Source organism: Histophilus somni 2336 (assembly GCF_000019405.1).
In the GTDB taxonomy this organism is placed as follows: Bacteria; Pseudomonadota; Gammaproteobacteria; order Enterobacterales; family Pasteurellaceae; genus Histophilus; species Histophilus somni.
In genome coordinates, this window is sequence record NC_010519.1 from 1,164,355 (window position 1) to 1,182,853 (window position 18,499).

At 38.0% G+C, this 18,499-nt stretch carries 6 protein-coding genes and 1 other RNA gene; 1 reads left to right on the plus strand and 6 read right to left on the minus strand.

What is annotated here, in order from left to right:
• Positions 1–89: 89 nt before the first annotated feature.
• The 6 genes from rpsB to HSM_RS05300 all read right to left on the minus strand — a co-directional run bounded on the left by rpsB (position 90) and on the right by HSM_RS05300 (position 18,238).
• On the minus strand, positions 90–809 hold the full coding sequence (rpsB, locus tag HSM_RS05275) for a 30S ribosomal protein S2 (protein WP_011609243.1): 720 nt from the start codon (positions 807–809) through the stop codon (positions 90–92).
• Between the two features lie 254 nt (positions 810–1,063).
• A complete protein-coding gene (gene ppiD, locus HSM_RS05280) occupies positions 1,064–2,920 on the minus strand; it encodes a peptidylprolyl isomerase (protein WP_012340215.1) in 1,857 nt (618 codons plus the stop codon).
• A gap of 291 nt (positions 2,921–3,211) precedes the next feature.
• Positions 3,212–4,651 (minus strand): pyruvate kinase, encoded by a 1,440-nt coding sequence (gene pyk, locus HSM_RS05285; protein ID WP_012340216.1) that lies wholly within the window; start codon positions 4,649–4,651, stop codon positions 3,212–3,214.
• Positions 4,652–4,936: 285 nt separating this feature from the next.
• Positions 4,937–16,186, minus strand: a complete 11,250-nt coding sequence (locus HSM_RS05290; RefSeq protein WP_012340217.1) for a YadA-like family protein — start codon at positions 16,184–16,186, stop codon at positions 4,937–4,939.
• 522 nt (positions 16,187–16,708) lie between these two features.
• Positions 16,709–17,275 carry a CDP-diacylglycerol--glycerol-3-phosphate 3-phosphatidyltransferase gene (gene pgsA / locus HSM_RS05295; protein ID WP_012340218.1) on the minus strand — a complete coding sequence of 189 codons (567 nt, stop codon included), beginning with the start codon at positions 17,273–17,275 and terminating at the stop codon, positions 16,709–16,711.
• Positions 17,276–17,365: 90 nt separating this feature from the next.
• On the minus strand, positions 17,366–18,238 hold the full coding sequence (locus HSM_RS05300; RefSeq protein WP_012340219.1) for a ferritin-like domain-containing protein: 873 nt from the start codon (positions 18,236–18,238) through the stop codon (positions 17,366–17,368).
• 127 nt (positions 18,239–18,365) lie between these two features.
• On the opposite strand from HSM_RS05300, the gene ffs reads away from it, so the two are divergent.
• Positions 18,366–18,464, plus strand: an RNA gene (ffs, locus tag HSM_RS10430) — signal recognition particle sRNA small type.
• Positions 18,465–18,499: the final 35 nt, after the last annotated feature.

Consider the following 18,499-nt stretch of genomic DNA (forward strand, 5'->3'; position numbering starts at 1 on the left):
TCGGTTTTAGACCGCACTTTATTGATATAAAAAGCAGGGAACTAAAAGCCCCCTGCGTTTAATTAATAAGGGCTTACGCCTTTACTGAATTATTCTGCTGCTGCAAAAACTTCTTCAGTTACCGTTTCTTGATTACGACCTTCTTTTACTGCTGTGGTAGCTGCAGAAAGATATAATTGAATTGCACGTGACGCATCATCGTTACCTGGAATAACAAAATCTACGCCATCTGGGCTTGAGTTAGTATCAACAATTGCAAATACAGGGATTCCTAGATTATTTGCTTCTTTGATTGCGATATGTTCATGATCTGCACCGATCACAAAAATTGCATCAGGAAGACCGCCCATATCTTTGATACCGCCAAGACTTAATTCAAGTTTTTCCATCTCACGAGTACGTACTAACGCTTCTTTTTTCGTTAATTTATCAAAAGTACCATCTTGAGATTGGGTTTCTAAATCTTTTAAACGTTTGATTGATTGACGCACTGTTTTCCAGTTTGTCAACATCCCGCCTAACCAACGGTGATTTACATAATATTGCTGACAGTCTAACGCTGCTGCTTTAACAACTTCAGAAGCTGCACGTTTTGTACCAACAAATAAAATTCTGCCGTTATTACTCGCAATACGAGTTAATTCAACTAACGCTTCATTGAACATTGGGACAGTTTTTTCTAAGTTGATGATGTGAACACCATTGCGAGGTCCGAAAATGAACGGTTTCATTTTTGGGTTCCAGTAACGAGTTTGGTGACCGAAGTGAACGCCAGCTTGCAGCATATCACGCATTGAAACTTGTGCCATAAGATAATTTTCCTTTTGTTTGGGGTTTAGCCTCCACATATCAAGCAAATCGACCGTTTGGCACCCCGATTTACTTCTCATGATACGTGTGTGATTTCGTAAGTTAATTGTTAAATTGACAACTCAAAATAACGTCGCACTTTATACCACAAAGTGCGGTTAAAAACTAGAAGAAACTCTTAAATTTTGCAAAAAAATAATGCCTGATAACCTCAGGCACTATTTTTGCAATTCGAAGAAATGTAACCCTGCTTTTACTCTTCATTAATGAATTTTGTATTAATTTCAATACTGGCTTTTTCTCTTAAGGCTTGAATAAGCAAATTGCTTAAACTAAATTGCTTAATTTTTGCTATTTGAACGCCAAATAATTGTTTTTGCTCAGGCGTTAATTGGCTATCTTCTACGTTCATTAACTCAACAAAAACAATATCTCCAAACATATTTTTCGCTACAGATATGGTTGTTTTGCCCGGGTCAGGTTTTTTCATTGAGAATATCACTTTGCCTAAAACAGGATCTTTATTATCTACATCTCTATAAACCCACGTTTCTTTTTCTGAAAAATGAATATAAGACGGTAATTTGAAATCAGTCATTGTATTCATCTCTGCAACGATTTTCTCTGCCATATTAAACAACGTAGTTTCGGCTTTCTGACGTTTTAAATAAGTTTCAATATCTGCTGTTGCCTCAGCCAGTGTACGAATACCCTCAGGTTTATAATCAACTACACGCAGAAGCACGGAATGTTGATCGCCAACATTGATTGCCTCTGAGTTTATACCGCCTTGCATAAGATCAGAATTAAAAATGGCGGTAGCAATATGACTATAATTTAATTCTGGCGGTAAATCTTGACGAGAAAAATAATCTGTTTCTTTGATTTCAAGCCCAGCTACTTTAGCTGCTTCTTCTAATGATTGCGGATTTTCAAACGCCTTTTCATTCATTTGTTTTTCTAATGAATAAAAAGCATTTGTTACTAAATCATTACGCAATTTAGTTGCAATTTCCTCTTTAACATCATTTAATTCACGGGTTTTCATATCCAATACTTTAATGATATGGTACGCATTATCCACTTTCACAGGCTGGCTATACTCACCAACATTTAATAACGTCACCGCACTTTCAAAAGCAAGAGGCATCATTCCATTCACAACCCAATCCAAATCTCCACCTTTTTGGGCTGATAATGTGTCCATTGAATATAATTTTGCTAAAGCAGAAAAATCTTCGCCATTTTGTAAATTAGCATAAACTGATTGTGCTTCTTGTTCAGTCGGTAATTGAATATGAGCTAAATGTTTTGTTATATATTGAGCTTTATTATCTTGATAATATTGTGCAATTTCTATATCGGAGATTTTTACTTTCTGATCCGCAATCGCACGAGTTAAGTCTAGATATTGCACTTTAACTCTTTCAGGTACAGCAAAGTTAGCTTTGTTAGCTTGATAATATTGTTCGATTTCTTGCTCCGTTACAGTTTGTTTTTGCATTTCGTCATCTAAAGATAGAACAGCTAAACGAACATCACGACGTTGGAAAAAATTCTTTGCTAATTCATTGAGTTGTATAGGAACCTGAAAATCACTATTTGCAATACCTTGCTGTAATTGCTCTAATACCAAGCCTTCACGCACATATGCAGCATAAGTATCAGAACTAATACCACTTGAAGCTAATATCTGCTGATAAATTTTATTGTCAAATTTGCCCTCATTTTGGAACATAGGTGAGTTCACAATAGCTAAACTTACTTGCTTATCGCTAATTCCTAACTTAAGTTCTTGTGCATATTGACGTAATAATTCTTGATTGATTAAACGATCGAGAACTTCATGTCTTAGATGTTTAGCAGCCGAATCTGCAACTTCAGCAAATTTAGCTCCTAAATTTTCACTTAAACGTTGATATTCATTGTTATATTGCTGTAGAAAAACTTGTTGAGAAATTTCTTCGCCATTTACTTTTGCTACAGATGTATCTGTCCGTATAAACATATAACCTGCTACGCCACTGAGTACAAAAGAAACCCCGATTAAGCCAAAAATAATTTTAGAAACTATACCGCTAGAGGCATTGTTCAATTTTTCCATTAACATTGAAGAAATCCTATAAATGTTAGATTAAAAAGAAATGCGTAAAATTATAATCGAAAGTAACTCAATTCGCACGATTAAAATAATAATTCATCAACAAAACACTTTATTTTATAGATTGAATTAATTCTGTGGTAGTGCATAAGATACGGTATCTTAGAATTATGATAAAAATATTTAACTGATCTAAAGTAGTTTAAAAGTGCGGTGCTAATTCATGACTTTTACGAGTCATACATAAAAAAAGAGTGGATTTCCCACTCTTTTATTAAAAACCAAAGTCTTATCTTTTTATCATTCAACCACTAAAGCACGGCAAGTAGTCGTACCATTTGATGTTAAATGGTCTCCTTGAGTTAATAAAACCAAATCACCGGAAACTAAATAACCTTTATCTTTTAGCGATTGTATTGCTGCTTTTAATCCTTCAAGCGTACGACTATCCTGATCAAAATGAATTGGAATAACACCACGATACAATGCACATAAATTTAACGTACTTTCATTTCGAGAAAGGGCAAAAATTGGTAGTCCGGAACTAATGCGAGACATCAATTTTGCAGTATGACCACTACTTGTCATTGCGATGATGGCTGCAACACCTTTCATATGGTTGGCTGCAAACATCGTAGACATCGCAATAGTTTCTTCAATCGTATCAAATTCTTTATCTAAGCGATGCCGAGAAATATTTACACTAGGCATTTTTTCAGCACCTAAACAAACTTTAGCCATTGCTGAAACAGTTTCTGAAGGGTATTGACCTGCTGCTGTTTCCGCAGAAAGCATGACGGCATCAGTGCCATCTAATACAGCATTGGCAACATCCATCACCTCGGCACGAGTTGGCATAGGATTGCTAATCATAGATTCCATCATTTGTGTTGCGGTAATCACTACACGATTTAGCTGACGTGAACGACGAATTAATTTTTTCTGTATTCCGACTAATTCCGGATCACCAATTTCAACACCCAAATCACCACGAGCAACCATAATTACATCAGAAGCTAAAATAATATCGTCCATTGCCTCATCGTCAATAACAGTCTCCGCTCTTTCAACTTTAGCCACAATTTTGGCTTTTAAACCAGCTTGTTGAGCTAATTCACGAGCATAATTTAAATCAGCACTGGAACGAGGGAAAGAAACAGCAAGATAATCAACACCAATACGTGCAGCTAAAATAATGTCTTCTTTGTCTTTTTCTGTCAGTGCGTTAGCAGATAACCCACCACCTAATTTATTGATACCTTTATTATTTGATAATGGACCGCCAACAATTACTTCTGTAAATACTTTAGTATTGTCTGTCGATAACACTTTTAACTGAACACGTCCGTCATCTAATAATAAAATATCGCCCGGAACAACATCTTGTGGTAATGTTTTATAATCCAGTCCTACGGCTTCTTGATTACCTTCACCTTTGGGTAAATCAGCATCTAAAGTAAAATTATCACCAATATTTAAGAAAATTTTACCCTCTTTAAAAGTAGATACCCGAATTTTTGGACCTTGTAGATCTCCTAAAATTGCAACAGTTTTACCTAATTTTTTAGCAATTTCACGAACTTTTTCAGCACGAGCAAGATGATCTTCTGGTGTACCATGAGAAAAATTCATACGAACAACATTTGCACCGGCTACAATAATTTTTTCTAAATTATTACCTCGATCTGTGGATGGTCCCAGTGTACATACTATTTTTGTTCTTCTTAGTCTTCTAGACATTCGTTACTCCGTTTAATTATTTTGAATAATATAAGATTATTAATTTAGTAAAACCCGCTCATTATATGCTTAAAATAAAATTAGATCGAGATCACATTTTGGAAAATTCTTATTATAGCTGGATAATGGAAATGAATATTCAGATTTTTTCTCTTTTTCTTTTCATGACTGTTGATAAAGTAAGACTTTTATATATTCTTTAAAAACTTTGTTAATCATCAACCGCACCAACACACAAAAAAAGCAGTGATTGCTCACTGCTTTTTCACGGTCATTGAATGAAACCTACCATGTCCAGCCAACCCCTACACCACCGCCGAAATCACCGGCAGAGTTTCTGCTACCATGTAATTTCAGCATTATTTTACCATTATCGCTCAAACGCGAATAACCTAATGCCACCGCATTGTTTCCTTTATAGGTACCTGCAGATAAAGCAAGGCTCGATTTGCCCGGCATCGTTACTGTAGGCAATGCGGCGGCAGCATGTGCTCCAGCAACCCCGGCTCTCAAGTCTTTATTGAATATCTCAATTTTATTGTCGAGATGGTTGAATTTTTGGTCAGTATGTGTCTGCAAGGCATCGACATATTGTTTATTAGCCACAGCATTCGGTGATGAGTTCGGTGTTAAATCAGGCACACGGATTTCACCTTTTGCACCGTCAATCTCAACTTTCTGACCTTGTCCGTTTGTGAACGTCAATGCACTTGATGTCAAAGTAGCCTTGTTATTACCTTCTTTGAGAGTGATCCCCCCCGAACCATAATGTGCAGACTGATTGTTTTTACCTGTCACTGTCAATCCGTTGCCGTCAAGACGGGATTTATTCCCCTCTGCGGTTTCTTTGGTTTCAAACGAGGTCATATTTTTCAAGGTATCGGACAACTTCACTTCCATACCGCTGTCAGAAGCAGTCACTTTAATATTGCCGGCAGCGGTTGTTGCACTGTTAAACTCACCCTCGCCTTTGATGGTCAATTTCTCGCCTAAATTTTTATGGACAGGCACGCCGTCATTGCCCTCAAAATTTAAGCCCGCTTGACCTAAGGCTTTCACGTCTTGCAAGTTTGCCCCACGGTGAACATCGACGCTGTTATCATCCGATAATAATTTATTAATTGCACCATCTTTTGCTTTTAAGGCGATTTGATAGACGTCTTGCTTCGCTTTTAATATGCCTTGTGCCGATTCAACCTCTTTTTTCGCCTTATCCAATTTCGAGTTAATGTCGGCTAATGTTGATTTTTCGCCCTCGATCTTAGCTTTGGCTTTCTCTTTCGCCGCTTTTTCCTCCGGTGTAGTTTCCAGCATGAAAGACAATGCGGTTTCAAGAGCGTCAATGGCGTCCTGTTTCGCCTCTTTTGCTGTTTGTAGCGTCAACATATCGTCTACTTTTTTCGCCACCGCCTGTGCTTCGGTTTTCACTGCTTCGCCCGCATTTTTCACGTTTTCAGCTTGCTCTTTTGCTTTATCGGCATCAATACCCAAACCGCTAGCCACGTTGCCCAGCACTACAGGTTTATCGGTTTCACCACCGGTATTGATCAGAGAAAGTTGCGTATCTACCGCACTTTTATCCGCTTTCGGTGTACCGTTATCCTCAACGTCTTCGGCTTTATAGTACTTACCATCATTGGCTTTGACTAATCTATTGCCTTGATTATCTGTAAATACGACCGTTCCCGCCTCGCCATTGCGTAAAGCGTTCGCTTTGTCGTTGGCATTTTTGCCATTTAAACCGTCTTTGCCGGTTAAGCCTTTCGCCGCCATCGATTCTTTGCCGTCTGATGTTTTTTCAAAACCTGACAATCCATCTTTACCGTCCGCAAAGACCATTATCTTCGGTTTTGGAGCAGTTTCAGAAGAATTTGGATTATCAATCCATTTCGCCCCTGTAGCTTTGACAAGCTGTCCACCATTGATCGCATCTTTGGAGTCAGTCGATAACTTGCCATCAGCAATATTGCTTACAACCATGGCTTTTGGCTCAGCCTTAATCACGACCTCGCTTTGTTTGTCCTTAATAGACGAAACAACATCTTTGCCATCTTTGGTGTATTTACCGCTTGCATATGTCGCATCCTCTAAGTCGGTTGGCTTGTAGAATTTACCATCTTGACCTTTAACCACTTTTTCATCGCCCAGATAATAATCAAATGGTCTATTTGAATTGGCTGATGAAAGTTTTTGATCAAGTTTTTTAACTTCCGTATCCACATAGTTTTTATTGGCGACACTTGAACCATCGGCACCATCAGCTAAATCAGCAAGACCGGTAATCGCACCTATATATTTACCATCAGCACCTTTACCAAAAGATAGGGTCGCTTTCTCTTTCTCTTTACCTTTACCGTCTTTATCTTTGGTAACTTTCAGGCTGATTGCTTCAGTTGAGCCATCTTTACCTTTCACGGTTAAGCCGTCTTTACCATAAACAGTGTGGGTTTTATCGCCATTAGTTGCGTCTTTATCACCCACGGTTAAACCTTTATCGTTCAAGGTCGCAATAGTCGGATTACCATCTTTACCTTTCAATGTAATTGCATTGCCGTTGATATTAACAGTATTACCTTTGTCGTCTTTAAACTCGGCAGACTTCAAGCCTTTTAACTCCTCATTGAGTGAAATTTCTAGCTGGCTCTTAGCACTATCCGCCTTCACCGCAATATTGCCGTCGGTGCCTTTGAATGTAGTAACTTTAGCTTTATCTAAGCCTTTGCCCACAATCTCCAGTTTTTCGCCAAGGTTTTTATGCACAATGCTGTCGCTGTTATTACCGGCAAAATCCAGTCCTGCTTGTGCGACAGCTTTTAAGTCGGCAACATTCACGGCTTTATGCGATGAATCTTTATCAAGCTCGCCTGACACGAGTTTTTTCACCAACTCACGTTGTTTACCTTGTGTGGCTGAAGCAATGCCACTGTCTTTAATATCATCAATACCCAAACCGGATTTGAGGTTATCAATCGCAACAGGTGCAACTGTTTTGCCTGCTTCAGGTTTACCGCCTAAAGTAATCGATGTTTTGTTTTCATCATCATATTTCACCGCCACTTTCTCTGCTTCGGAGTGTTGTGCGGTGACTTTCCCTACAATAGCCTTGGCAACCGCAGACAAGTCTTGAACATTGACCGCATTGTTGGCGATCTTGTTGCCCTTGGTATTGTCCTTATCAGGTGTTCCAGCGAGTACGTTGTTAATAATACTGTCATTATTGGTATCACTGTCTTTTAAGCCCAGCCCACTCGCAAGTCCTTTAATTTGTTTGGTATTTAACGTCAAGCCGGTTCTGTCAAAGACAAAGGTTCCACCATTGGATTCAATGACAACATTAGTTTTTGGTTTTGTACCATTCGCTCCTTGTTTGTTAAATTCAATGCTAGAAGCGATTTTTTTACCCTTACCAGCTCCGATTTCTCGACCTCCAATAGACTTAATGCCTTTCAAATCAGAATTGAGAGCAATTTCTAGCGTAGAAGCACCTTTCTTCGTTGTGGTAGTGATATTTTGATGTGTTTTAGCCGAACCTGAACCCACCTTACCTTTAATTTTCAAGCTGTCATTAACGGTAAATTTAGAGCCTTTATTCCCCTCAACTTCAAATTTTGTTGCATAGTTCGTTAATTTCGCTGCCACCGCTTTGGAGGTAACCGCTCTTTCATCGTGTTCGGAAACATTATCCGCTTTATTCAAAGTTAAGATTAATTTAGCATTGTCTCCTTCCTTTTCGACTTTCGTTTTAATATCCTTTTCTTTCATGCCTCTATCATCTTTCTTGGCTTCCGAACTGTCGATCGTCAACAACTTGTCTAAGTTGACCAGTTGTTCTGTTTGACCTGCGTCATTTCCTTTGAATTTAAGCCCTCTTTCGTCCACATACTTTTTATTGGCGGCGTCATAGTTGTCCGTCGGATCGGCAACAAACACAATTTTCCGCTTATGTCGCATTGACCCGACTGACAATGCATTGGACTTCGCCAGCGAACCTGTCCCCAATACAATGGCATTATGTATCTCATCATCTGCCGTGATATTCGAGCCTAAGATGATGTTTTCGTTTCCTTCAACTTCATTTCTTGAACCGATTGAAATATTCTGTTTACCGGTGATTTTGTTGTCCGATCCCATTACGTAATTTTGTTCTTTCTCAATAACGTTATTATCCCCCACGGCAAATGAGAAGTTGCCTCGTACCGTGTTTTCTCTACCGATACCGATCGAACTCATTCCAAGCACATTGGAATCTTGACCTATTGATACTGCACCGGTATTCAATGCGTTTGCTCCGTACCCCATGGCAATAGATCCTTCATTTCTCGATATCGCACCATGTCCTACAGATACCGAACCATCCCCCAACGCTTCCGTTGTTGGTGAATCCGACACTTTCACGGATTTATCTCCTGTACCTTTTAGATAATCTATTAATGCTTGTGCTTGAACTAATTCCGTTGTGCTTTTTTTACCATTTTCAAGATTTATTTTGCCAATACCGACATTTTTTCCAAAGTCAGCTTGTTTATCATCAATATTCGAGCCATCTACTTTTAAATACGCCGTGCCTAACTTATCAACTAAGTCAGTAGTCTTGGTATAATTTTTCAACGCGTCCGCGACTGCTTTTGAGGTAACGACTTTTCCGTTGTTTTCCTCCACTTTATCAGCTTTATTTAATTTCAGCGTAAGTGTACCCGCACTTTGAGGATCGCTACCATTAGATGGTGCTAATGTTACCGTGATGTCTTTTTCAACAGTCGCACTATTTGCTCCAGTCGTATCGCTACTACTAACAGGCGAGCTATCAATGGTCAATGTTCCGCCTAATTGTAATGTGGTTTGTGTCGACTTGTCGTCATTGCCTTTAAAGGTAACACCTTTATTGACCGCTGTAATTAGCCCATTAATCGCATCTTTATAGGTCGTGTATTTATCTTTTGAAACGGTAGAAGTTGTATCTGTATCTGTATCATCTCCCTTAACTTTAGTAAATGATGGTGCGGTAAAGTTACCAGTTTTATCAACAGAAAGCCCTAAATTACCGACTAAATCGTGAAGTTGTTTACCATTAATCGCATCAGTTGAATTCTCTGCAATCTGTCCACCAGCGACATTTGAGATTTTAACGTTTTTATCCTTGTCAGTTTTTCCATTCACTGGGGTAAAAGTTAACGCATGTCCACCGACTTTTAACTCTGCTGTGTTCGTGCTACTTGATCCATCTGTGTTACTCGTATCATTTTTAAACACTAAAGCGTTGCTGTCATCTTTACCAATCGACTCAATACCTTTTAAGTCCTTATTAAGTGCAATTGTTAACTCACTTTTACTAGCTTTTGTAGTGATATTTTGATGTTTTTTGTTATCTGTAGCTGTAGCATTTTTAGTTTCCGCCCCTTTTATAGATAAAGTCCCACTGATATTATCAGTATTACCCTCATCTGAAGTTACCATAAATGCAGAGGCTTTGTTTGCTAGCAAATTATCCACATATTTTTTGTTGACGGCGTCATAATCTTGCTCTGGATCGCCTACAAATACTATGCGTCTTCTATTTCTAGGTGTTCCTACTGATAACGCATTAGATACCGCTACAGATTGATTTCCTAATACTATTGCATTTTCAGTATCTTCACCAACATTTATACGTGAGCCTAATAATATATTTCCAGTTCCAGAGACTTCATTATTAGATCCTAATAATATATTTTCATCTTTTTCTATTTTATTACTAGAACCAATAGATATATTTCTTTCACCACTTATATTATTATTTGATCCCATTACATAAGTTGATGTTGATTTTGAACCTATCTCATTTTCATCTCCTACTACAAATGAGAAATTACCATTAACTTTATTATCTTTACCTAAACCAATTGAATTTACTCCTAATACATTTGAGCCTTGTCCTATTGATATAGACCCTGAATTTAATGCATTGGCTCCATATCCTAAAGCTATTGAGCCTTCATTTTGTGATTTTGCATCGTACCCTATAGAAATAGAGCCTTCTCCCTCTGCAATTGTTTTTGAAGAATCAGAGACTTTTACAGATTTATCCCCTGTGCCTTTCAAATAATCGACTAAGGCTTTAGCTTGTACTAATTCTGTTTTTTCTTCATCATCAAGTTTTATTTCACTAATTCCCACATTAGATCCAAATTCTTTTTGTTTATCGCCAATATTTTCTCCAGTGATTCTTAAAAAGTCTTCTTCTAATGTTTCTGTAGTAGCGAAATCTTTTAATTTATCTGCTACCGCTTTTGCTACATCTGACAAGTCTTGAACATTTACTACATTATTTTTTATATCTTTTATAGAATCTCCACCAGTTAATACATTATTAACATTACTTGTGGGAGCTCCGCCATCGCTTGGTGTAGTTGAACCTATTCCACTTGCAACATTTTTAATTTGCTTGCTACCCAAATCAAGACCATCTTTATCTAATTTAACTGTTGCCTTATTTTTACCTTCGCCTACTGTAAATGTAATATGATGAGTAGAATCAGCACTACTAAATTCTATTTTAGCCTTATCATCTTTACCAATAGAAGTAATCCCTGTTAAAGCCTGATTAAGCGATATGGTTAATTTTTTATTGCCCTTATCAACGGCGGTTGTAATATTACTATCCCCATTAATAGTTAAGACATTATTGTCCTTATTAATTTCAAGACTTGTGTTTTCTCCCTCTTTAGGCGTGTCGCCTTTTACCGTAAAGTTAGAACCCACATTTTTTAATCTCTTGTCTAAATATTTTTTGTTGACAGCATAGTTATCATAAGTATTTTTCTTAGCACTATCTGACGTATCCTCAGGAATTTCTTCTGTAATTAATACATTTTTAAAAGTAGGGGATTCTTTTATACCTATTAAGATATTTTTATTATTTTTTTCATACTGAGTTCTAATATTATCACTTAAAAATTTATCTTCTTTGTTTAAAGCATCATCTTTAACTGTTATATTCCCAGCCTTAATGATTAATTTATCGCCTAAGTAATGCGTTCCTTGTTCATCGCCATCTCCACTGCCAAAAACAAAGCCTTTATTAATCGCTGTTGTATTTTGAGCGATTGCCGCTTTAAAGGTCATTTCTGTTGGTGTTGTCGCATCTGTATGTCCGCTATATTTAGCGACTTCAAATTCCGATTTCTTAAATCCTGTTTTATTAGCGTCTTCAACTTCCGCACCCAATACATTCACCGCTAATTTTGAAAATTCATCGGCGACGGCGTAAAGTTGGCTGCCGTTGATAGCGTCGGTCGACGTTGCCGTTACCGCACCAGCAGCGACGTGTTTAATGATACGCTCATTATTTTTCTTACCTATGCTTAACACGGATTTTTTATTATTTTCTTGACCATTAGCACTCACTCCACTTTTGAAATTAAATTTAACATTAATAGCCTCTATTTTAGCTTCATTAAGTGCGGTTTCTTTTTTAGTCGCTTCTGACCCTTGTCCCAACGCAATGGAGTTGCCGGCGGCGGTTTCAACTACCGCACTTTCGCCTATGGCGACACCGCCCTCGGCTTTAGATTGGGCTTGATAACCAATAATAACTGCGTTTTTTGCACCATTTTCAGCTTTTGTTTCTGCTCCGATAAGTACGCTGTTTTTTGCATTTTGGGCATTGGCTTTATTACCAATCGCAACTACGTGTGTATTAGCGAATTTGTCAGAACCATTGCCCTCAAATCCTATATTAATATTGTTCCCTAACGCCAGTATATCGGTCCCGTTTTGGATTTTGTTTTTATTCCCGATAGAGGTTGTCCAAGCGGCGTTTTTGATGATAGTACCCTCTGTTCCATTTTTACCGTTCACAAAAACCGCACCGATGGCAATCGAACTCTTGGACTCTTCTAATTTTGTTCCGCTACCGATCACAACAACCGCACTTCTTGTGTTTTTATCACTTTGTGTAACAGTATTATTGGAACCCAACACAAACGAATTAGGTACATCAACACTGACATTTGTCCCTATGACGATAGCGTTTTGAGCTTTTGAGCTTGCCCCATTACCGATCGCTACGCCGGAATCAGCTGTTGCACTCGCACCGACACCGATAGCAATAGCCTTATTTCCCGTTGCCCCTTTGTTATCATAATTTGAACCTTGTTGAGTAGGATTATTCACCGACAAATAATGCAAAGTTCCTACATTTTTTACGCCTTTCATCGCTTCTTTTAATTGAGCAAGGATAACAACGTCGGTATCTTTCGTACCCGGTGCGACGTTGACGATTTGTCTTAGAATTGTTTTTTTATCTCCGTTTTTTTGTTTACTAATATCGCCAATATCTCCACCATTTTTCCCAACAGAAACGGGAGCATACATATTACCATCTAGTTTTCCTGCTAATTCTTTACTAATATACGCAGTGTCATTTGCTTTATTAATACGTTCATGTGCCCTATCAGCAACCGATTGATAACCTAAAGCTACTGCATTCGCATATTTTGTTGAAGTCTCATTTCCTAATAAAATTGAATTACGAGCATCCATCTCATCTATCGTAGCATTTTGTCCTATAACAATAGAGTTTTCAGCATTTGATTTAGCCCCAACCCCGATTGCCATCGAACCTGATTTTTTGGCTCCATCACTAAGGAAGTTACTTTTAGCAAATTTTTCTTTTTGTTCTGGTGTAAATAATTTTTTCAATTCATCTTCGGCTGTATCCTGGTTATAAGCATTTTCAATATCTTTATATGCTTGTTCTAACCATTCCTTGCGTTTTTTCTTTTCTAATTCAGGATCTTGTTTTGCATTCTGAGTTAGAAGTAATTTATAATTTTTTTCATCTTCAGTTTTTAATTTTTCTGCGACATTTTTAAAATCGCTATATTTTCTTTCGTAGGCTTCTACTTTACTTTTTATATTCTCTAAATTAATTTCTTCGTTGTTTCTTTCTTTTCTCGCTTTGAGTTTTAAATATTCCTTTTTAACTTTCGCATAGTTTTTGTAATCCTGTTCTTTTGTGACTAATAGCTTTAATTCATCTAAGCCTTTGACAGAGACATATTTCACGCCGGAATTAATATTATCTTCTTCTAACGTATTTCCATACAGGATAGCTTCTTCTAAGGCTCTTAATTGAGATACGTTGACCGCATCAGTATCGCTCGCACCCGGTGCAACATTGACGATACGTCTTTCCGCATTCTTTCCACCCACTGACAAATAGCCGATTCTTTCTGATGAAGGTATTGATATGGCATTTTTAGGTGCCCATCCGCCTTGTGCCATTTCAGTTTGAGTATAATCAGTTTTTGCATTGACGCCCAATGCGATGGAATCTGAAAAAGAGGCTTCCGCACCATTACCAATTGCCATTGCATTTTTAATGGTAAAATCTGATTTTCCATTGCTCTTATTTTTTTCACTTCGAAGTGCGGTTGGCATTTCAGCTAAAACTTTTGCCTTTATACCTAATGCCATAGAATCATCAGCTTCTACTAATGAATGAGTACCAAAAGCAACTGATTGTTTACCTAATGCTCTTGTGAAATTTCCTATTGAAAATGAAGATTCTTTTTGTGCAAACGCAAATCTACCGAGTGCAACAGTACTATCTTCTTTCGCATAGGCATATCTACCTAATGAGATTGCATTATCCCCCAATGCAACAGAATAAGAACCTATGGCAATAGCACCTTGATTATGTCTTCCCAACTTATCTTTAGATTGCTCTGCTTTTTCTTCGCCCGTTCCTTCTTGGACGGTTGTGTGGGCATTAATATGTTCTTTCATTATATCTTGTATCGCTGCTGTATCACCGAAACGATATAAATCTTCAATAGTGATTTTGTTGTCTGTTAATCCTTGTGGACCGCCATTAGTGTATGTAGGGTAATTTTGTTTACCGTTTACTAATAAGTTATATTGATCAATAGTAAGCCCCTCACCATTAAATACCTTACCCATCTTCACATTGGCAAAGGTGTGATCACCAATCGCTAACGATCCTAAGCCCCCTGCAAAAGAGTCTTTACCATATACCATAGATCCGGCACCGATGGCTTGTACTTTATTCCCGATACCTACAGATCCGTCTGCATAGACATAGCTGTTATTACCCATCACCAATGAACCTTTACCAAAGGCGACGGTGTTTGAGCCGATAGCGGTTGAATAATCTTTAGCCGCTACAGCAAATGCCCCTAAAGCGGTTGAATTATCTCCATAGGCAATCGAACGTGCCCCAATAGCAATGGCGTTATTTCCTCTTGCCCAAGTATGTGTTTTGGTATTTCTATGATCTGCTAAATATTTTTGATAAGCCTCTCCTTCTTTTTTTAGATAGAGTTCATATCTTTTATAGTCTGATAATGCCTTTATTTGTTTTATTTTTTCTTCATATCCTGGGGTGTTAGGATCGATATAATTTTTATGTACGGCGTTTTCTGATTCAACATCATAAAAATTTTCCCCCTCTATGCGGTAATATCCATCTTTATAGTCTTTACCATTTTTTCTCACAAAATATGTGCCGTTTTGATATATTGGTGTGTAACCATCTTTAGCTAATAACTGTCCTTGATCATTAAGCATAGGCTTACCGGCATTATCTGTAGGGATCTGAAAATCAACGGCAGCATATTCTTTGGTATAGTTAAAATCATCTCTTACATTATAAAAAAGTCTAAACATCTCTTTAGAAAGCGGTTTGGCATCATGCCCTGCGGCATTATCGCTTCCGATAGAAATAGAGGAATCTCCCCATGCCACCACATCGTTACCCAAAGCGGTCGCTTCTTCGCCTCGTGCAAAAGATCGATAACCGACAGCCGTACCTTCTTGATTTAAAGCTCTTTTAGGATCTGTTTTGCGTTTCTCTTGCTCCATTTGTACGACTTGAGCAATAATGCTTCGTTTTTTTTCTTCTGCTGTAATTTTCCACTTAGGATCATTGGCAAAATTAAAATACTTTTCCCGTAATTCTTTATACGAATCATCTTCGCCTCTGAGCAGAATAGATTTAGCTTCTTCATACGTAACGGTTGGATTGTTAGCTGAAGTCGCTGTATTTTCTCCGGTAGCGGCTCCAAAACCGATAGCGGTTCCTTTATCACCGCCCACGACTGCTCGAGACCCTATCACAACAGTTTGATTAAAGTCTTTATTGCTATACGAAGCATTTTTTCCTGTTTTATTAGCATAATCCGAGAGGATAACCGCTTCATCGGGAATATCAGATTGTTTATATGGTCGATTCCAAGATCCATACATAATTTGCGTTTTACGGTTTAGGTTGCTTATCGTTTGTCCATCTGCAACATCTTTATCATGAACCCAAACATCATACCCATACGCAACTCCAGACAACAACCCCGACATCACCAACGCCAACGGCAGGACCTTAAACGCCCCTAACATTCCGCCGAAAAACACACCGCACTTCGGCTGACTTCCCGCCGCCTCAACACGGCTCGCCACCTGACGGTTATTCGCTAATTCAGACACAACTTTCGTTTGACCTGTTGTTACATCGTATTTGGTTTTGAATATTTTGTTCATAAATTCACTCTCTTTAAGCTTTTAAAATTAGGTTTTTTAATAATGTATGTTGTCGATTTTTTAACTTTTACGGTTGTTTATTGATTAAACGTGTTACTTTTTAGATAGATTGATAAATAAATCGGCGATGCCTTGCTTTTTAAGACAAAGCAGAAAAAGGCGAATAATACTTTCGCCGAAAGGTTGAGGTTGAAATAGGTGATTTTTATTTTTAAGATGTTGTTTGAACATGTCCAACCTCTCAAAATTAACTTGAAAGGTTGATTTTAGCCAATATACTAGGCTGTAGGCTGTAGGCTGTAGGCTGTAGGCTGTAGGCTGTAGGCTGTAGGCTGTAGGCTGTAGGCTGTAGGCTGTAGGCTGTAGGCTGTAGGCTGTAGGCTGTAGGCTGTAGGCTGTAGGCTGTAGGCTGTAGGCTGTAGGCTGTAGGCTGTCATTTTTTTCGTTCTATTTTATTTGTCAAGTAAAAATTCGGGTTATTCTATCTCAAAATTGTTATGGGAAAAACGATTTTTTATTTTTTTATTCACTTTTTTGTTTGTTATCAGCTAAAAGATATTTTTTGGCGGCGGCTAAATATTGAAACATTGACCAAACTGTCAACATGGCGGCGATATACAAAAAGACAATTGCTGTAATTTCCATTAATGTATTGTAGTGCCATAAAAGACCGCCAAGTGCAAGCATTTGTGAGGCTGTTTTAATTTTCCCCAGCCAAGAAACCGCAACGATGCCACGGCTACCGATTTCTGCCATCCATTCTCGTAATGCTGAAATCACAATTTCACGAAAGATCATAATAATTGCAGGTATCGTTACCCAAAAAACATGTTGATATTCAACAACGAGCGTAAGTGCCGCAATGACCATGACTTTATCGGCGACAGGATCTAAAAACGCACCAAAAGGCGTACTTTGATTCCATCGGCGAGCAAGGTAACCGTCCAGCCAGTCTGTTATTGAGGCAATGAAAAAAATAATAGTTGTGAGAAAAGGTGCCCAATGAAAAGGCAAATAAAATGTTACGATAAAGAACGGGATTAATCCGACTCGAAATAAAGTTAAGATTGTAGGAATATTGAATTTCATAATGCTGTTTTGAGTAGAGTAGGGATACGCTGTATTCTAAAGTATATCCCTTATTTTTAAAAGCCTGATGAAACTAACAAAGTGAAATAATTAGTTGTTTTTGATATGGGATTTTAACGTTTGTTCAATTTCATAAATCCAATCGAGTTCATATTGAGTAAAACCGGCTTGGATACGAGCATCAGTATTAATAACTCCTTTAAAAATCACGATGCGATATTTACGTAATAATTCGCTGAAACATTTCATTGCATCTAATTGACGTTTAGCGGAAAGTGCGTGATACCAATGATTCCCAATAGAAACATGACCAATTTCGTCACGCAAAATAATATCTAAAATTGCCACTGCCTCGACGTCTTTACGCTGTGCAATTTTTTCTTGTAGTATTGGGTTTGCATCTAATCCCCTGGCTTCCAAAACTCTAGGTACCAATGCCATACGCTCCCAAATGTCATGAGCCGTCGCTTGAGCCATTTCCCATAAGCCGGCATGAGCCTCAAAATCGCCATATTGGTATCCTAATGTGTTTAAATGCTCATTAACGAGAGTAAAGTGAGTGCTTTCTTCACGTGCAACTTTGAGCCAATCTTGTATGAACGGCATGCCTTGTTCGAGTTCCTCTTGTGCGTGACGTCCAAATCTCCACGCAGCATCTAAACCAAGGTTTATTGCATTAAATTCAATATGAGCAATGGCATGTAATGTTGCCGCATAACCTTCGTTTGTGGCAAAAGAACGTTTAGGCACATTTTGGGGAGCGACAAGGAAGGGTTTGTGTGGAATACCGACAATTTCTTGTTCAGGTGTAACAAGAGGAAAATCGTCCGTTTGATCTAGATTTATCGTAGGCAAAATTTCATCATATAACTGATTCACTAAACGACATTTTTCATAGGGATTTGTTTCTGCCAGTGCGGTTGTTATTTTATGCCAAAAGTCTTGAGTTGAAAGTGCGGTCATATTTTTCCTTATTTCATAGAATAATTTTTAATCGCTCAAAGTATAGTTATCAGAGAAAGATTTGCAATCGGAATTTGCTTATAGGATAATGCACCCCATTAGCCGTTCGGTTAATTCTATGGAAATCTTTTCGGTTCCTCGCAATAGTGTCCGATTTACTCGGTCAGGTTCGGAAGAAAGCAGCCAAAGTCGGAATTTCTGTGTGCCGAGATCCTGCCGGAAAGGTTTCCGCCCATCTACTACATTTCAATATGTATAAAA